Source organism: Frankia umida (assembly GCF_023242945.1).
Taxonomy (GTDB): Bacteria; Actinomycetota; Actinomycetes; order Frankiales; family Frankiaceae; genus Frankia; species Frankia umida.
On sequence record NZ_JALKFT010000061.1, the window covers coordinates 1 to 15,253 of the forward strand.

Sequence of the window (15,253 nt, forward strand, 5' to 3'; positions counted from 1 at the left end):
GGGCACGCTCAGGCCGCAGGGCGGCCTTCCCGCGCGGCCCTTCACCCCCGGCCTGAAGGCCGGAGCACTGGGCCGCATCTCGGTAGCTGGAAAGCAGCTCGCGGGTCCGTCCGGCGAGGGCCTGGGTGTCCACCGGGATGGTGGCGGTGGGGACGAGGACGACGCAGACCTCCTCGCCGCGGGTCGGATGCGCGACGCCGGTGACGACGCAGTGCGCGACCTCGGGGAACTCCTCGAGGACGGCCTCGACCTCCCGTGGCGACACGTTCGCACCGGCAACCTTGATCATCTCGCTGTCGCGGCCGACGTAGAACAGCCGTGGGTCGCCGGCGTGGCGGTAGACGCGGTCGCCGGTGTGGTACCAGCCGTCGGCGTCGAAGACATCGGATCGTTCCCGCTTGTTGTACCCGGCCATCGAACCCGGGCCGCGGATGAGCAGTTCGCCGATGGTCCCCTCGGGCACCGGTTGGCCGGCGGCGTCGATGATCGCCGTCTCGGTGTACGCGAAGCTGCCGGCGGACTCGGTGAGACTGCGGTGGATCGGATGGCCGTCCGGGAAACCGGTCATCGCCAGGTCCACCGGGCCGTCGTACAGCATCGGGGCATGGCTCAGGTCGCGGTCGGGGAAGCTCGGGTGCAGTCGTAGCGCCTGGGTGAACGCCGGCCAGCCGACGACACCGTTCGCCCGCTCCCGCTCGGCGAGTTCCAGCGCGGGCCCCGCGTCCAGCTTCGCCTGCACCAGCAGGGTGACGGGTTCGTGCAGCGCGCCGGTCGCCGCGAGGATGCCGCCGATCCAGAAGAACGGCATGGCGCACAGCACCCGCGGCGCCCGCTCGACCCCGGTGAGACCGCGGATGACCATGGCCCAGGTGGATGTCTGCCGGACCAGCGTGCCGTGCGTGTGCAGCACGCCCTTGGGATCGGCCGTCGACCCCGAGGTGTGAATCATGATGGCGAGGTCGGCCGGACTCACCTCGGCCTCCACCGCCGCCAGCGTCTCGGCCCGCACCATCGGCGCCCCCGTCCCCGCCTCCGCGTCCGTCCCCGCGTCCCACCGCGTAGCCCAGCTGGGCCATGTGGCCGAGGCGGGAGATATGGCCGTGGTGGGAGACGCGGTCGAGGTGGGAGATGTGGCTGAGGCGGCCTGCTTGACGGCGTCCGGCGGTTCGGTCAGGATCACGCGACGCAGGTACGGTGCCGACGCCAGCTCGAGACGGCCCGCCGGCTGCCCCGCTGGTGCGGCGAGGTCCGTGAAGGCGGCCTCGAAGCGTTCGGCGACGTCGATGCGCAGCACCATCCGCGGCGCGACCAGCACCGCGACGTCCGCCAGCCGCACGATGCGGGCGATCTCGGCCGGTGCCAGCAGCGTGCTGAGCGGGACGGCGATCGCCCCGATCCGGCTCACCGCGAGCCACCACAGCGCCCATTCGGGTCCGCTCGGGAAGAACAGCCCGACCCGGGTGCCCTTCCCGACACCGTCATGGAGCAGCCGGCGGGCGACGACAGCCGACCGCCGCTCCGCCTCGGCGATGGTCAGCCGCTCGGTCAGGGTCACCACATAGTCGGACGCGCCGAACTCCCGCGCCGCCCGCCTCAGCACCTCGCCGACGGTCAGCCCGACCGGGGCGTCCTGCGCGGATGTCATCGTCATCGTCTCCTCCGAACGCAACGGTGCGCGGCGTGGCCGGACCAGCGACCCTCCTGTGATCTACCGCGTCCGGCCCGGACACGCCACCTCCGCCGTCGCCGGTGGTGGGAGGGGAACAGTGGCGGGGCGGTGTGGATTGAAGCAGGGGTGACCGTGTCTCCGCGTCCCACCACCACCGCCGCCACCGCAGTGCCGTCGCCCCGTGCGGATCAGTCCGATCTGCTGGACGGGGCCGAGGTGGCGCCACTGTTCACCCCGTTCACGCTTGCCGGGGTGGAACTCGCCAACCGGTTCGTGATGGCGCCGATGACCCGCCAGGCCTCACCGGGTGGTGTGCCCGGCGACGACGTCGCCGCCTACTACGCCCGACGGGCCGCGCACGCCGGGCTGATCGTCACCGAGGGCACCTACGTCGATCATCCCTCGTCCGGTTCCAGTGACCGGGTGCCGCGTTTCCACGGCGAGGACGCGCTCGCCGGGTGGCGGCGGGTGGTCGAGGCGGTGCACGAGGCCGGCGGGCGGATCGTGCCGCAGCTGTGGCATCTGGGCGCGGCCCGGGAGCCGGGGTCGCCGCCGCGGCCGCAGGCACCGGTACTCAGCCCGTCGGGGGTGCGCGCCGATGGCACGACGATCGGCACGCCCGCGACCATCGCCGACCTCGACGCGGTGGTGACCTCCTTCGCCCGCGCCGCGGCGGACGCCCGGGCCGTCGGGTTCGATGGTGTCGAGGTGCACGGGGCCCACGGCTATCTGCTCGACCAGTTCTTCTGGTCGCGCACCAACCGGCGCACCGACGGTTACGGCGCGGGCCTGGCCGGTCGGGCCCGGCTCGGCGCCGAGGTGGTCGCGGCGATCCGCGCGGCGGTGGGCCCCGACTTCCCGGTGATCTACCGTTTCTCCCAGTGGAAGGGCGAGGCCTTCGACGCCCGGGTCGCAGACTCGCCGGCCGACCTCGAAAGGCTGCTCACCCCGATCGTCGAGGCCGGCGCCAGCGCGCTGCACGTGTCCACCCGCCGCTACTGGCTGCCCGCCTTCGACGACTCGCCTCGCACACTCGCCGGTTGGACGAAGCACCTCACCGCGCTGCCGACCATCACGATCGGCTCCGTCGGGGTCGCCACGGCGTTCGGCGGTGACGGCGAGGCATCCGCGCCGCTGCGCCTAGCGCCGCTGGTGGACCTGTTCGAGCGGGGCGAGTTCGACCTGGTCGGCCTCGGCCGGGTGCTGCTGTCCGACCCGGCGTGGCCGACCAAGGTCCGCACCGGCGACCTGGCCGCCATCCACCCGTACAGCAAGGGGGACGAGGCCCGCTTCGCCTGAGACAGGACGAGGCGCGGCGGCGGCGCGGCGAGACAGCGCCGAGGCGTGGCCGCGCTCAGTCGAGGCAGAACTCGTTGCCTTCGGGGTCGAGCATGACGATGTGCCCGGCGACCATCGGGGGTGCGGGTTCGAGCCGGGAGGACCGGGTGGCGCCGAGGGCGACGAGCCGTTCGGCTTCGGTCTCCAGCGCGGCCATCCGGGCGTCGCCGCTGAGGCCGGGCGCGGCCCGGACGTCCAGATGCACGCGGTTCTTGGCCTGCTTGCCCTCGGGGACCCGCTGGAAGAACAGCCGCGGCCCGTGGCCTTCGGGGTCGAGCAGGGCCGAGGCGTCGTTGCGCCGCTCGGGTGGCACGCCGAACGCGGCCAGCGCCTGCTCCCAGGTCGGGAAGCCCCGCGGCGGCTCCTGCTCCTGGTAGCCGAGCGCCTCGGCCCAGAAGGCGGCCAGCTTCGCCGGGTCCGCGCTGTCGAAGGTGATCTGGATGTCACGAGCCATGATCGGGCGTCCTCCGTGTTCGTGGCCGAGCGAGGCGTCAGGACTGGTTCAGGTCGCGTAGCAGACACACCTCGGCGAGATGATGGATCAGTTCGCGGTGGATGTGCAGGACCAGCGCCGCCATCGGCAGGTCGGCGAACGGACCCTCGGCCGGGCCACAGGGCCGGGCCAGACCCGCCTCACCGAGGGCCGTCACCCCGGCCAGCCAGGTGGTGTACTCGGCGTCGAGCTGCGCCAGGGCGGTGGCCGCGTCCGGCGCGTACTCGAAGGACAGGTAGTCGGTGGGGGTCCGTCCGAAGTGGGCGGCGTTGCGCATCGCGAGCACACCGACGATGACATGGCCGAGGCGCCAGGCGATCGTGGTGACCGGTGCCGGCTCCGGCGCCGGCATGGCGAAGTCGATGGTCATCGCACCGGAACCGCCCTGCACCGGCGCGGTGCCGCTGCCCCGCGGACGCACGTTCCAGCAGTCCGCCGCCGGCTCCCAGAAGTACTCGTCATCGCTGAGCCCGGCCAGCCGCGGCCGTAGCTGCTCGTTCCAGTGCTCGTCGACCTGCGAACGCAGCAACGAGTTGAGCGCCAGCCCGGCCGTGGCGGGCCGGGGGGTGGCGGGCTGGGTGGTGGCGGGCCGGGTGGTCGTCGTGTTCGAAGTCATGAGGGCATCGTCGCGCCGATCGCGGACAGGTTCGGTCCGCGATCGGTGTCAGGATGGGAACGTGTCCGCTGAGACGACCACCGAGCGGGTGCTGCGGCTGCTGGCCCTGCTGCAGCGCCGGCCATCCTGGACCGCGTCGGAACTCGCCACCGAACTCGCCGTCACCGACCGCTCGGTGCGCCGCGACATCGAACGTCTGCGCGCCCTCGGCTACCCCGTGCACGCGCACTCCGGGGTCGGCGGCGGCTACCAGCTCGGCGCCGGCACCCGACTGCCACCGCTGCTGCTCGACGACGACGAGGCGATCGCGACCGCCGTGTCGCTGCGTCTGGCCGCCGGTGGCACGGTCGCCGGCGCGGGGGAGTCAGCCCTGCGGGTACTCGCGAAACTCGACCAGGTGATGCCCCCGCGCCTGCGCGCCGAGGTGCGCGCCGTGCACGGCGCCACCGACACCCTGCTCGGCCCCGGCATCGAGATCGACGCGGACGTCCTGCTCACCCTCGCCCGCGCCTGCCGCGACGCGGTCCGCGTCCGCTTCCAGTACACCGGCCGCGGCGGTGGCGTCGGCGGTGGCGGTGACCTGCCCGAACGCACCGTCGAGCCGGTCCGGATGGTCGCCACCAGCCGCCGCTGGTACCTGATGGCCTGGGACGTCGACCGCGCCGACTGGCGCACCTTCCGCCTGGACCGGATGGACCAGGTGACCGCGACGACCTGGCGTTTCCGCCCCCGTGAACACCCCGACCCGGTCGCCCACGTCCAACGCGCCGTCACCGAGGCCCCCTACCGTCACCGGGCCCGCGTCCGCCTGCGCGCCCAGCCCGACCAGGTCCGCGCCCTCGTCCCACCCCAGGTGGGACGGATCGAGGAGGACCCCGGCGACGCGCAGGAGTGGTGCGTCCTGGTGGTCGGCGGCGATGACCTGACCTGGCTCGCCGCCCGCATCGCCGGCCTCGGTTTCGACGCCGAGATCCTCGAGCCCCCCGAACTGCGCGAAGCCGCCCGCCAGCTGGCACACCGACTCACCTCGATGACCGCCTTCCCGGAGCGGACCGGGCACCGGTGACAACTCTCGGCTGGGAGGGCTGGGCCAGGGACGTCGCCGGGATCGCCGCGGCTCACGTGACCCGCATCAGGGGCCTGCTCGCCCAGACGCGGTCGGCTCCCGCACGGCAGTTCGAGGTCTTCCTCGCCGACCTGCGCGGCACCCTGAACGACAGCATCACCGCCGACGAGGCGATCGACACGCTGGCCCAGCATCTCGTGACCCGCCCCGTCTTCGAAGCCCTCTTCGACGGCTACGACCTCGTGGCCACCAACCCGGTGGCGGCGGCCATGGAACGGATGCTGGCCACACTCGACGAACACGGCCCGTCAGACGAACACGGCCCGTCAGCCGAGAACGAGACGCTGGAGTCGTTCTACGCCGCCGTCCGGCGCCGGGTGCGCGGCGTCGACAGCGCCGAGGGGCGACAGCGGATCCTCGTCGAGCTCTACGACCAGTTCTTCTCCGTCGCGTTCAGACGGGTCGCCGATCGGCTCGGCATCGTCTACACCCCGATCGAGATCGTCGACTTCATCCTCCGTTCCGCTGACGCCGTGCTCCGCCGGGAGTTCGGCCAGGGCCTCACCGACGAGGGCGTCCACATCCTCGACGGTTTCGCCGGCACGGGGACGTTCCTCGTCCGTCTCCTGCAGTCCGGTCTGATCAGACCCGCGGACCTCGCCCGCAAGTACGCCCGGGAACTCCACGGCAACGAGATCCTGCTCCTCGCCCATCACATCGCCGGCGTCAACATCCAGACCACCTACACCGATCTCACCGGCCGGCCGGAACATTTTCCCGGTCTGGTTCTCACCGACACCTTCCAGCCCTGGCACCAGTCCTGGCAGCCCGGCCGTCTTCCGTCGCCGCCGATCACCGTCATCGTCGGCAATCCGCCCTACTCGGTGGGCCAGGCCTCGGCCAACGACAACAACGCCAACGAGAGATACCCGGACCTTGACGAGGAGATCAGACGCACCTACGCCGATCGTTCGACCGCGACCAACAAGAACTCCCTCTACAACTCCTACATCCGCGCGATCAGATGGGCCTCGCTGCGGATCGGGGACCGGGGAGTCATCGCCTTCGTGACGCCGAACGGCCTGCTGGACGGGAACAGCACCGATGGTCTCAGGAAATCACTCGCCGACGAGTTCGCGACCATCCACGTCTTCGACCTCGGCGGCGACCAGAAAGGCGACTGGCGCAGGGAAGGCGGCAAGATCTTCGGTGCGGGCAGCCAGGTTGGCATCTGCGTGATCGTCCTCGTCAGGGATCGGACGCGGGTCCCGCCGGCCTCCGTGCACTACGGGCGGGTCGGTGACTATCTTGGCCGCGAGGCGAAACTCGCCCGGGTCGCGGCGGCCGAGGACATCCTCACGGTCGCCTCGACGGCCATCGTGCCGAACAGCCAGGGAGACTGGCTGAACCAGCGCAGCGACACCTTCCTCGCATACCTGGCGCTCGGCGACGGCGGCATCTTCGAACGTCACGGGCGTGGTTATGAGACCGGCCGTGACGTGTGGGTCTACGGCTCGTCGGCGGCGGGCCTTCGCGACGTGATGGGGCGCGCCACGCAAACATACGCCGGAGTTCTCGACGGCCATGCGACCAACGACGAATCATTGATCAAGTGGACGGTGACGCTTCGGTCACTGGCGAAGCGCCGCGTTCCGCTCCCGTACGACGAACGCCCCCCGGTCCGGGCCACGTATCGGCCATTCTGTCCCCAGTGGATGTATGCGGACCAGCGGTGGATTCACCGCCCAGGTGTCGTGGCGAGCACGTTCCCGACGCCGGACCACCACAATCACGGTTTCGTCCTCACCGGTGTCTCCTCCCACGCGCCCTTCTCCCTGCTGGCCGTCCAGGGACGCCCCGACCTGCATGTTCTCGACACCGGCCAGTACTTCGCACGCTGGCGATACGAGAAGATCGCCGGGTACCGGAGAATCGACAACATCACCGATGGCGCGCTCGGCCGTTTCCGGGCCGCGTACCCGGGCGAGGCGATCACGAAGGACGACATCTTCTTCTACGTCTACGGTCTGCTGCACTCGCCGGCCTACCGGGAGGCCCACGCCGTGGACCTGAAGAAGATGCTGCCGCGCATCCCGTTCGCCGCGGACTTCCACGGCTTCGTCGACGCCGGCCGGCGGTTGAGCGACCTGCATCTGGGCTACGAATCGGCCACGCCGTACCCCTTGCGGGCGACGGTCGGCAACGCGACGGCCCCGTTGGCGACCCTGAGCCCGGCGGGCGACCCGTACACGTTCTTCGCGGTCGGCGACCGGAAGATGCGCTTCGGCAGGCCGTCCGCCGAGCAACGCGCCGCAGGAGCGAAACAGGACCGCGCGACGATCCACTACAACGACCGGATCGTGCTCACCGGCATCCCGTCGGACGCCTACGACTACCCGCTCGGGTCGCGCTCGGCGATCGAATGGGTGATCGACCGCTACCGGGTGAGGACCGACCGGGACTCCGGCATCGTCAACGACCCGAACGACTGGTCACGCGAGGCCGGCAACCCCCGCCACATCATCGACCTGCTGGCCCGCGTCGTGACCGTCTCCCTGACAACAACGGAGATCATCCGGACTCTCCCGGACCTCGACATCCTTCCAGGTGTTGTGGATCAGACGTAGCTCAGTCCCGCGCCGCGGACGAGTGGAGGAAGGCACGGGGCCCGTCGTTCACCTGGCGCAGACGTTCGGGAGCGCGCCAGGACACGTAGGCCGCCAGGGTGATCGCCCAGGCGGTGGCGACCAGCAGCACGCCAAGGGTGGAGATCAGGGGCCGCAGCAGGGCGAGACAGACCGTCCCGCCGATGACCACGGTGTGCAGCACCCTGCCCGGGCGCGACGACCTCCAGGTGGTCAGGCCGCGGGTGCCCTCCAGGTAGACGGCCAGGCCGATGGTGAGCAACCAGGCCGCTCCGGTGGGCTCCTCCTCGCCGGACAGCGCCAGGCTCACCCCGGCCGCCATGGTGATCAGTGCGAAGGCCGAGCTCAGATGCCCACCGGCGTACAGACCGTAGGCCATCGCCGGGTGCCCACCCGAAGCCCGCAGAACCGCCTCGTTGATGGGAGCCGCCGCGGTGAAGTACAGCCACCACAGGGCGCTCGCGAGCACCAGCCCGGACAGCAGCCCAAGCCAGTAGTGCGCGTCGTGCTCGGCCGCCTCGGCCGCCGGCTCACCCACGGCGATCACCACCTCACCCAGCAGAATGATCATCATCAGGCCGAAGCGTTCGGCCAGATGTGCGGCGTCCACCCGGCGGGCCGGATCGACCGGACGGCGGAACCTGGCCCGCACCGCCGCGGCCCGACTGCGGCGGGCCGGACGCTCCCGCGCCGGCCTGCCCGCGGTCACACCCGCCGGGCCGCCAGCCACCTCGCCGTCCGTCCCGGCCGATGGCCCGCGGACCGTCCGGGTGCTCCCACCTCGCCTGCGCCCCCGGTCGTCATCGCGCAGCAGCAGGTGCGCGGCCTCCTGCAGAAGGGCGAACACCCACAGCGCGATCCGCCACGGCCCGGGGACCACAGCCGACACGGCGAAAGCCACCGTGGACAGGCCGTATCCCAGCGCCACCCAGCTGGACCGACCGACGATGACGAGGAATCCCACGGCCAGGACGAGCCGGATCCCGGCGAGCGCGAGAATGAACGCCGTGGCATGACCGTCGGCGGCGGCATGCGTCTCGACCGCCGCCACCGCGCACGGCAACGTCCCGGCCAGCATGAACAGCCGCTGGGTGGCACGATCGTCGCCGTGCCGGTTGTAGAGGATCACGAACCCGATCCAGGCCCACCACAGCGGCATGAACAGCCCCAGCGCACGGCCGAACCCACTCCAGTCCGGGTCGGCCACCATGATGTGCGCGCTCTGCCCCACAGCGAACACGAAGATCAGATCGAAGTACAGCTCGACCCAGGTGACGCGCTTACCCGTTCCCGCTCCCTCGGCCATGGGCCTATTGGACCTGACAACCGCACCCCCGGGCCGAAACAGTTCGCAGGTCGCCTCGGACGGAGCGGCAGTAGATCCGCAGCATGTGCTCACAGTCGCGGACCGAATACCGAGGCCAGCCAGCCAACCCGTTCGAGCGCCGCGGCAACTTCACGTGCGTCGAGGTGGTGCTCCACCGCGAGCATGCTGTGTACGTGAGCTCTGATCCACAGAAGCCCGATCCAGGTGCGGGCCTGATGCACTGGTGCGCCCGGCAGGGATTGAACCTGCGACCTGGTGCTTAGAAGGCACGGCTCGAACCTTGCCGCGTCGGGGCGTGCATAGGTCGCGACGTACATCGGCGTCCATGGTCGTCCGTCGACGTACGCGGTCGTTGCTATACCCGGCCCGGCGGAGCACCGAAACTTGATGTTCCTCGAACGGACTCGCCGGGTGACCACAGACAGTCTCGCCATTGGGAAGGAGGGCAGGTCGGGCTGTCCGCTGCAACTGGCTCTGTCTCCCGGCCGCCCGCTGGCGTGCCTCCTGCTTGATCTTCTGCTTCCTGACGTAGCGCGACGGCGGGGCCCTGGTTGGATCATCGTGCCATGGCTGAATTGCTCAGACCCGTCAAGCTGGCGACCCGACCAGCGGATTAAGAGATCTTCGATGGCTCGTCCGCAAGTGTCCGTGAACATCCGTCAGCGCTGGTCACGGGCTAGGCATCGTCCACCGAGTCCCGTAACTGTCCCCTGCCGTCCGCAGGCCTGGCTGCCATTCTGGCTGCCATCACTTCGCAGACAACCTTCTGATCCGGAGTTGGATCTGGATCATCCAGGGCGTCCGCTGACGTCCGGTACGTTCGCCCACCTCGGATATTCCATCCACTGAAGTTCGCTCGCGTCCGCAGGCTGGGTTATCAGCTTCGATGCCCCGGCCTCAGGCCCCTCCAGCGGTGTCCGCCGCCGTCCAGCTCCGCCCGCTGGGCTCGGTATACGATTGGGCGTGGTGCCTACTCTTGCCCCGATTCTTGCGGCGGACGCCCTCAGGGCCACAGAGTGAGTCCATCGACATCCGCCCTCGTCGGGCTGGTAGCTGTGACCTTGCCTACTATGATTCGCTCTGCCGCGCGACGCGTGCTGGACCGTGGCCTCAGTGTCTCAACCTGCAGTGCCCTTACGAGTGAGATGATGTTTGCCGGGAGGGCTGACGGCCGATCGTCGGGGCCCATGTTACGGAGGGGTGGCCGGTGGACGAACTGTCGGAGGTCGAGGTTCGGGAACTTGCGCGAACGTTTCCTGACCGGACGTCGGCCCGGCAGATACTGGAAGCCGCCGGGTGGCCACGGGGCCAGATTCCGGAATGGCAGGCTGCGAATTCGTACCAGTTTTGGCGCGAGATATCCCGACTGCTGTTTTCTGGCATGATGATAGACGGGAAACGCCGTCTTGTTACAGCAGTAACGCAGCTTTACCCGGCGAGTCAGGTCTTCGCTGCCGATGCGAGTCTAGCGGTTGTGCGAGTTCGGCGGATACCGGCGCGGGATCTGCTACCGGTGCGCCCGGCGTTATTCGTGAGGCGCGATGCAGACACGTCAACTGTGCGGACCATGTTGTGCGAAGGTGCGGCCGGGCAGGTGGTCGGCATCGTCGGAATGGGTGGTGCAGGGAAGTCGACGCTGGCGGCGGCGCTGGTGCATGACCCTGCCGTCGCGGGGACGTTCTCGGACGGGATAGCCTGGGTCAAGGCCGGGCAAAATCCAGATGTACCTGGAATGGCCACGTCTGTGCTTGCTTCTTTTGGCGATCTAGCCCCGGTTTTGGATGAGGAAGAGAGCCCGCGCCGTCTGCGCAGTCTACTTGTGGGCGCCCGTGCTCTGATTGTCTTGGATGACGTGTGGGATGTCTCAGTATTGGAGGCCTTCCGGGTGCCGGCCGGGGTGCGCATTTTGGCGACGACGCGTTCACGGGATGCGCTGTTCGGTGATGCGGCTGTATACGAACTATCCACGGCAAACGAAGTAATATCACGGCGAGTTTTAGCAGCCTATGCTCGATGTTCAGAAATGGATCTCCCGGTCGCCTCCGATGCGGTTATCAAGCGATGCGGTGGGCTTGTGTTGGCCTTGGCGTTGGCTGGAGCAATGGTCAACGCGGGACGGCGCTGGGAGACCGTTGCTGAGCGGTTCCGTCGCGCCGACTTGGCCGCCATCGCCAGCCGGTTTCCTGATTATCCACATCCGACCCTACTTGCGGCGCTGGACGTCTCGGTTGGTGCGCTGCCCGATACCCAGGCGCAAAGATTCCAGGAATTGGCGGTGTTCGAAGGACTCGGCGCTGTCCCTGCGGCCGTGGTGATCGGTCTCTGGCAGGTTACCGGATATCTTGACGACCTGGACGGCGAGGACCTTCTTGACTTGCTTGCCCGGCATTCGTTGATCCAGATTGACCCTGCATCCCGCAAAGTCAGTGTGCACGATCTACTGTTCGACTATGCTCGAACCTCTATAAATCTTGACAAAAATAACGAGCTTCACGGCCAGGTAGGCGATTGGCTACTGGACCGTTGGGGCGGGTTGACTAGCGGCCTTCCCTGTCTTCCCGATTCCACTAAATGCGACGACGTAGACAGGTACGGTCTGGCGTCGCTAGTTTCTCACTTGATTGCAGCCGGTGCCTCCGCCGCTGTCGACTGTCTTCTAGCTGTTGAGCGGTATGGGCGGGGAGGGAGGATTGAAAGTGTGTGGTATGCTGCCCACGAAAATTTGGGAAGTACCGGGGCTTATCTAGCGACTCTTCGCGCAGCATGGAGGGACGCCCGAACCCGCTATCCGGCCGGCGACCCGCGGTCGTTCGCCGACCAGGCTGGTTATATGCTCCTAATCAGCTCGATCACAAGCATGGCCGCCAATATCCCTCCGGCCTTGCTCGCCCGCGTAGCCGAGGCGAGGATCTGGCCACCTTCCCGAGCATTGGCTTACGCCCAGGCTATCCCCGATTCTGGGAAAAGAGCAGAGGCGTTGGCAGAGCTGGCGCCACATCTTTTGACCGATCAGCTCGGCCAAGCGCTCGCAGCGGCGATCGCCATCAATCGGCCAACCGCTCGGGCGCGGGCCTTGACAGGATTGGCTTCCCATCTGTCGGCCGAAGAGCGTGAATCGGTTCTCGAGCAAGCTCTGGCGGCGGTGACTGCCATCGATCGGCCCACGGTTCGAGCGCATGCGTTGATGGAGTTGGTATCTCATCTGCCGGTCCATCTGCTCGGTAAAGCATTCGCTATTGCAATCGCCATCGATCGGCCAATCGCTCGAGCGAATGCGCTAGTGGAGCTGGCGCCGCGTTTGCCTGTTAATTTGCTCGGTCAGGCATGGGCTGCTGCGACCGCCATCGACGATCCGGCTGCCCGAGTGCGGGCCCTAGTGAAGATAGCGTGGCATCTGCCTGCCGATGAGCGCGAACCGACCTTTGGTCTAGTTCTAACCATGGCCACCGCCATCGGGGATCCAGTCGTCCGGTCACGAGCTCTTGAGGAGCTACTGCGGTATCATCGGGCTGATGAACGCATCATCAGTCAGGCCCTAACTACAGCGAACATGATCGAAGATCCGACCGCTCGAGCGCGGGCGCTGGCGAGACTAATTCCGTATCTATCTGCTGACGACCGCGAACCAACCCTCGATCAAGCCCTGAGCGCTACCAATGCCATCCTCGAACCGACACCTTGGGCTCAGGCGCTGGTGAGACTGATTCCCTATATATCTGCTGATGACCGCGAACCAACCCTTGGTCAAGCTTTGGCCAGGGTGACCGCAATCGACCGGCCTGCCGCCCGCGCGCACGTATTGGTGGAGCTAGCGCCGCGTCTGTCAGTTGATCTGCTCGGCCAGGCCCTAGCCGCGACGACCGACATCGACGATCCGGCTGCCCGGGCGCGGGCATTGGCAGGGCTAGCGCGCCATCTGCCGGCTGATGAGCGCGAACCGGTTCTCGGTCAAGCTTTGGCTACGGCCACCGCCATCGACGACCCAGCCATTCGGGCGCGAGCTCTAGAAGATCTGGTGCGCCATCTGCCGCCCGATCTGCTTGGACGAGCGTTGGCTGCAGCCACAGTCATCGACGACCCGACCGCCAGGGCACATACATTGGTCGGGCTTGCGCGGCACCTTCCAGCTGATGAGCGAGGGTCGGTCCTCGGTCAGGCTCTGACCGCGGCTATTGCGACCAGGTGGGAGACTGTTCGGGCGCAGACATTGGTGGAGTTGGCGGGACATCTGACGGCTGATCTCCTCGGCCGGGCTCTGGCCGCGGCGACCGACATCGACGATCCGGCGGCGCAGACGCATGCCCTCGGCGGGTTGGCTCGGTACTTGTCGTCTAATGACCGCGGACCGGTCCTCAAACAGGCTTTGACCGCGGCTAAAGCCATCGATCGGCCAAGCGCTCGGGCTCGGGCGTTAGCGGGCTTGGCGCCGCGCCTAGCGCCTAATGAGCGCGGACCGGTTCTCGTACAGATCCTGGTTGCAGCCACCGCTATCAATGACCCGACTGCTCGAGCGCGGGCATTGGTGGAACTGGCGCCGCGCCTACCGATCGAATTACTCCGGGAGGCCCTGGCCACAGCCAATTCCATTAAGTGGGCACCCGCTCGGGTACAGGCGCTGACCGGTCTGGCGCCGCATCTGCCGGCTGACGAGCGCGGACCGCTCCTCGCGCAGGCGCTGACCGCAGCTATGGACACCAAGTGGACGTCGGCCCGGGCGGAGGCGTTGGCGGGGTTGGCACCGTATCTGCCGTTGGATCTGCTTCGTCAGGCCCTGACTGCGGCCACCACCATCGGTCGGCCTGCCGCTCGGGCAAGGGCCCTGACGGGCTTGGCGCCGCATCTGCCGGCTGACGAGCGCAGACCAGCGTTCGTCCAGGCATTGGCTACGGCCACTGTCATCGACGACCCATCCGCCCAAGCGCGGGCGTTGGCAGGGTTGGCGCGGTATCTGCCGGATGATCTGCTCGGCCAGGCATTGGCCGTAGCGATCGCCATCGATCGGCTATCCGCGCGAGCGGATGCGTTAGTGGAGTTGGCGCCGTATCTGCCGCATGATCTACTCGGTAAGGCATTGGCCGCGACGACCGTCATCGACGACCCGAACACCCAGGCACGGGCCTTGGCAGGACTCACGCCACGTCTGCCGGCTGATTTGCTCAGTCAGGCCTCTGCTGCAGCTGAGGCCATCCGCGATCCGACCGCCCGGGTACGGGCCTTGACAATATTGGCGCGTCATCTGCCGCCCGATGGGCGTGAACTAGCACTCGACCAAGCTTTTGCTGCGGCTACGGCTATCGCAGGCCCGGCCATCCGGGTACAAGAGCTCGTGAGGCTAGCGCCGATACTGCCTGCCGACAAGCGTCTACCTGCCCTCACTCGGGCGCTTGAGATCGCTTCAACGTCGAGCAGATCAGCGGTCGTTGCAGTTATCTCTGTGGCTCTGATGAATGAGCTCGTCCCGGGAGGCGCCGACCGCGCGTCGATTGTGTCTGCGCTGCTTCGTGTTCAAAGATGGTGGCCCTGATCCGAGGCTCTGCGAGGATGTGATGCGCCGGCGAGCACGGCGCGCCAGCGCCGCGCAGCCGCCGCGCGTCGCGGCGGGGACTGTAAGAACAACGGTTCTGTTCCACTTTCGGTGGTGACGGAGTGTTAGCCGAGCGGGATGCGGTGGCGGAGGAGCGGGAAGCCTGCTCGGCTGGAGTGATCCCGCTTCCGTGGACAGCGAACATGAGGTTCACTGATCCATAGGGAAGGATGGTCATGGGGTCGACTCGTCGGAAGTTCACTCAGGAGTACAAGGCTGAGGCGGTAAGGTTGGTCCTCGACTCGGGCCGGTCGGTGGCCGAGGTCGCGAAGAGTCTGGGGATCCACGAGGCCACGTTGGGAAACTGGGTGAAGAAGGCGAAGGAAGACAGCGACGCCCAGGAGCGGCCGCTGTCGGTGTCGGAGCGGGCGGAACTTGAGGAGCTCCGGAAGAAGTATGCGCAGGCCCAGATGGACATCGCTTTCTTAAAAAAAGCGGGTGTGCCACGAACGCTGAAGGTTGCTTGCTAGCTGAGTGATCGACAGCGGTGCTGTACGAAAGATGGAGGATTGCAG

General features: G+C 68.0%; 9 protein-coding genes. 5 read left to right on the forward strand and 4 right to left on the reverse strand.

The features are described from left to right. Positions 1-1,645 (reverse strand): AMP-binding protein (locus MXD59_RS25320; protein WP_248827083.1); only part of this gene is annotated, 1,645 nt, incomplete at its 3' end. 150 nt (positions 1,646-1,795) lie between these two features. Here MXD59_RS25320 and MXD59_RS25325 point away from each other — a divergent pair. Next, the gene (locus tag MXD59_RS25325; protein ID WP_308301780.1) at positions 1,796-2,968 is read left to right on the forward strand and encodes an NADH:flavin oxidoreductase; all 1,173 of its coding nucleotides are present in this window, start codon (positions 1,796-1,798) and stop codon (positions 2,966-2,968) included. A gap of 55 nt (positions 2,969-3,023) precedes the next feature. On the opposite strand, the gene MXD59_RS25330 is transcribed toward MXD59_RS25325, so the two are convergent. Next, a complete protein-coding gene (locus tag MXD59_RS25330) occupies positions 3,024-3,461 on the reverse strand; it encodes a VOC family protein (protein WP_248827084.1) in 438 nt (145 codons plus the stop codon). Positions 3,462-3,498: 37 nt separating this feature from the next. Continuing rightward, on the reverse strand, positions 3,499-4,116 hold the full coding sequence (locus MXD59_RS25335; protein ID WP_248827085.1) for a DinB family protein: 618 nt from the start codon (positions 4,114-4,116) through the stop codon (positions 3,499-3,501). 61 nt (positions 4,117-4,177) lie between these two features. Between MXD59_RS25335 and MXD59_RS25340 the strand changes: the two genes are divergently transcribed. Both MXD59_RS25340 and MXD59_RS25345 read left to right on the forward strand, forming a co-directional pair. Continuing rightward, positions 4,178-5,182: a helix-turn-helix transcriptional regulator gene (locus MXD59_RS25340; RefSeq protein ID WP_248827086.1), complete on the forward strand. Its 1,005-nt coding sequence runs from the start codon at positions 4,178-4,180 to the stop codon at positions 5,180-5,182. Continuing rightward, positions 5,179-7,809, forward strand: a complete 2,631-nt coding sequence (locus tag MXD59_RS25345; protein ID WP_248827087.1) for a type ISP restriction/modification enzyme — start codon at positions 5,179-5,181, stop codon at positions 7,807-7,809. The genes MXD59_RS25340 and MXD59_RS25345 overlap by 4 nt, the downstream gene beginning before the upstream one ends. 1 nt (position 7,810) lies before the next feature. Here the strand turns inward: MXD59_RS25345 and MXD59_RS25350 are convergent, their stop codons facing one another. Then, positions 7,811-9,133 (reverse strand): low temperature requirement protein A, encoded by a 1,323-nt coding sequence (locus MXD59_RS25350; RefSeq protein ID WP_248827088.1) that lies wholly within the window; start codon positions 9,131-9,133, stop codon positions 7,811-7,813. A gap of 1,228 nt (positions 9,134-10,361) precedes the next feature. Between MXD59_RS25350 and MXD59_RS25355 the strand changes: the two genes are divergently transcribed. Together MXD59_RS25355 and MXD59_RS25360 are read left to right on the forward strand one after the other, a co-directional pair. Then, positions 10,362-14,678, forward strand: a complete 4,317-nt coding sequence (locus MXD59_RS25355) for an NB-ARC domain-containing protein (protein ID WP_248827089.1) — start codon at positions 10,362-10,364, stop codon at positions 14,676-14,678. Positions 14,679-14,914: 236 nt separating this feature from the next. After that, positions 14,915-15,208: a transposase gene (locus MXD59_RS25360; RefSeq protein WP_248827090.1), complete on the forward strand. Its 294-nt coding sequence runs from the start codon at positions 14,915-14,917 to the stop codon at positions 15,206-15,208. The last annotated feature ends 45 nt before the right edge of the window (positions 15,209-15,253 follow it).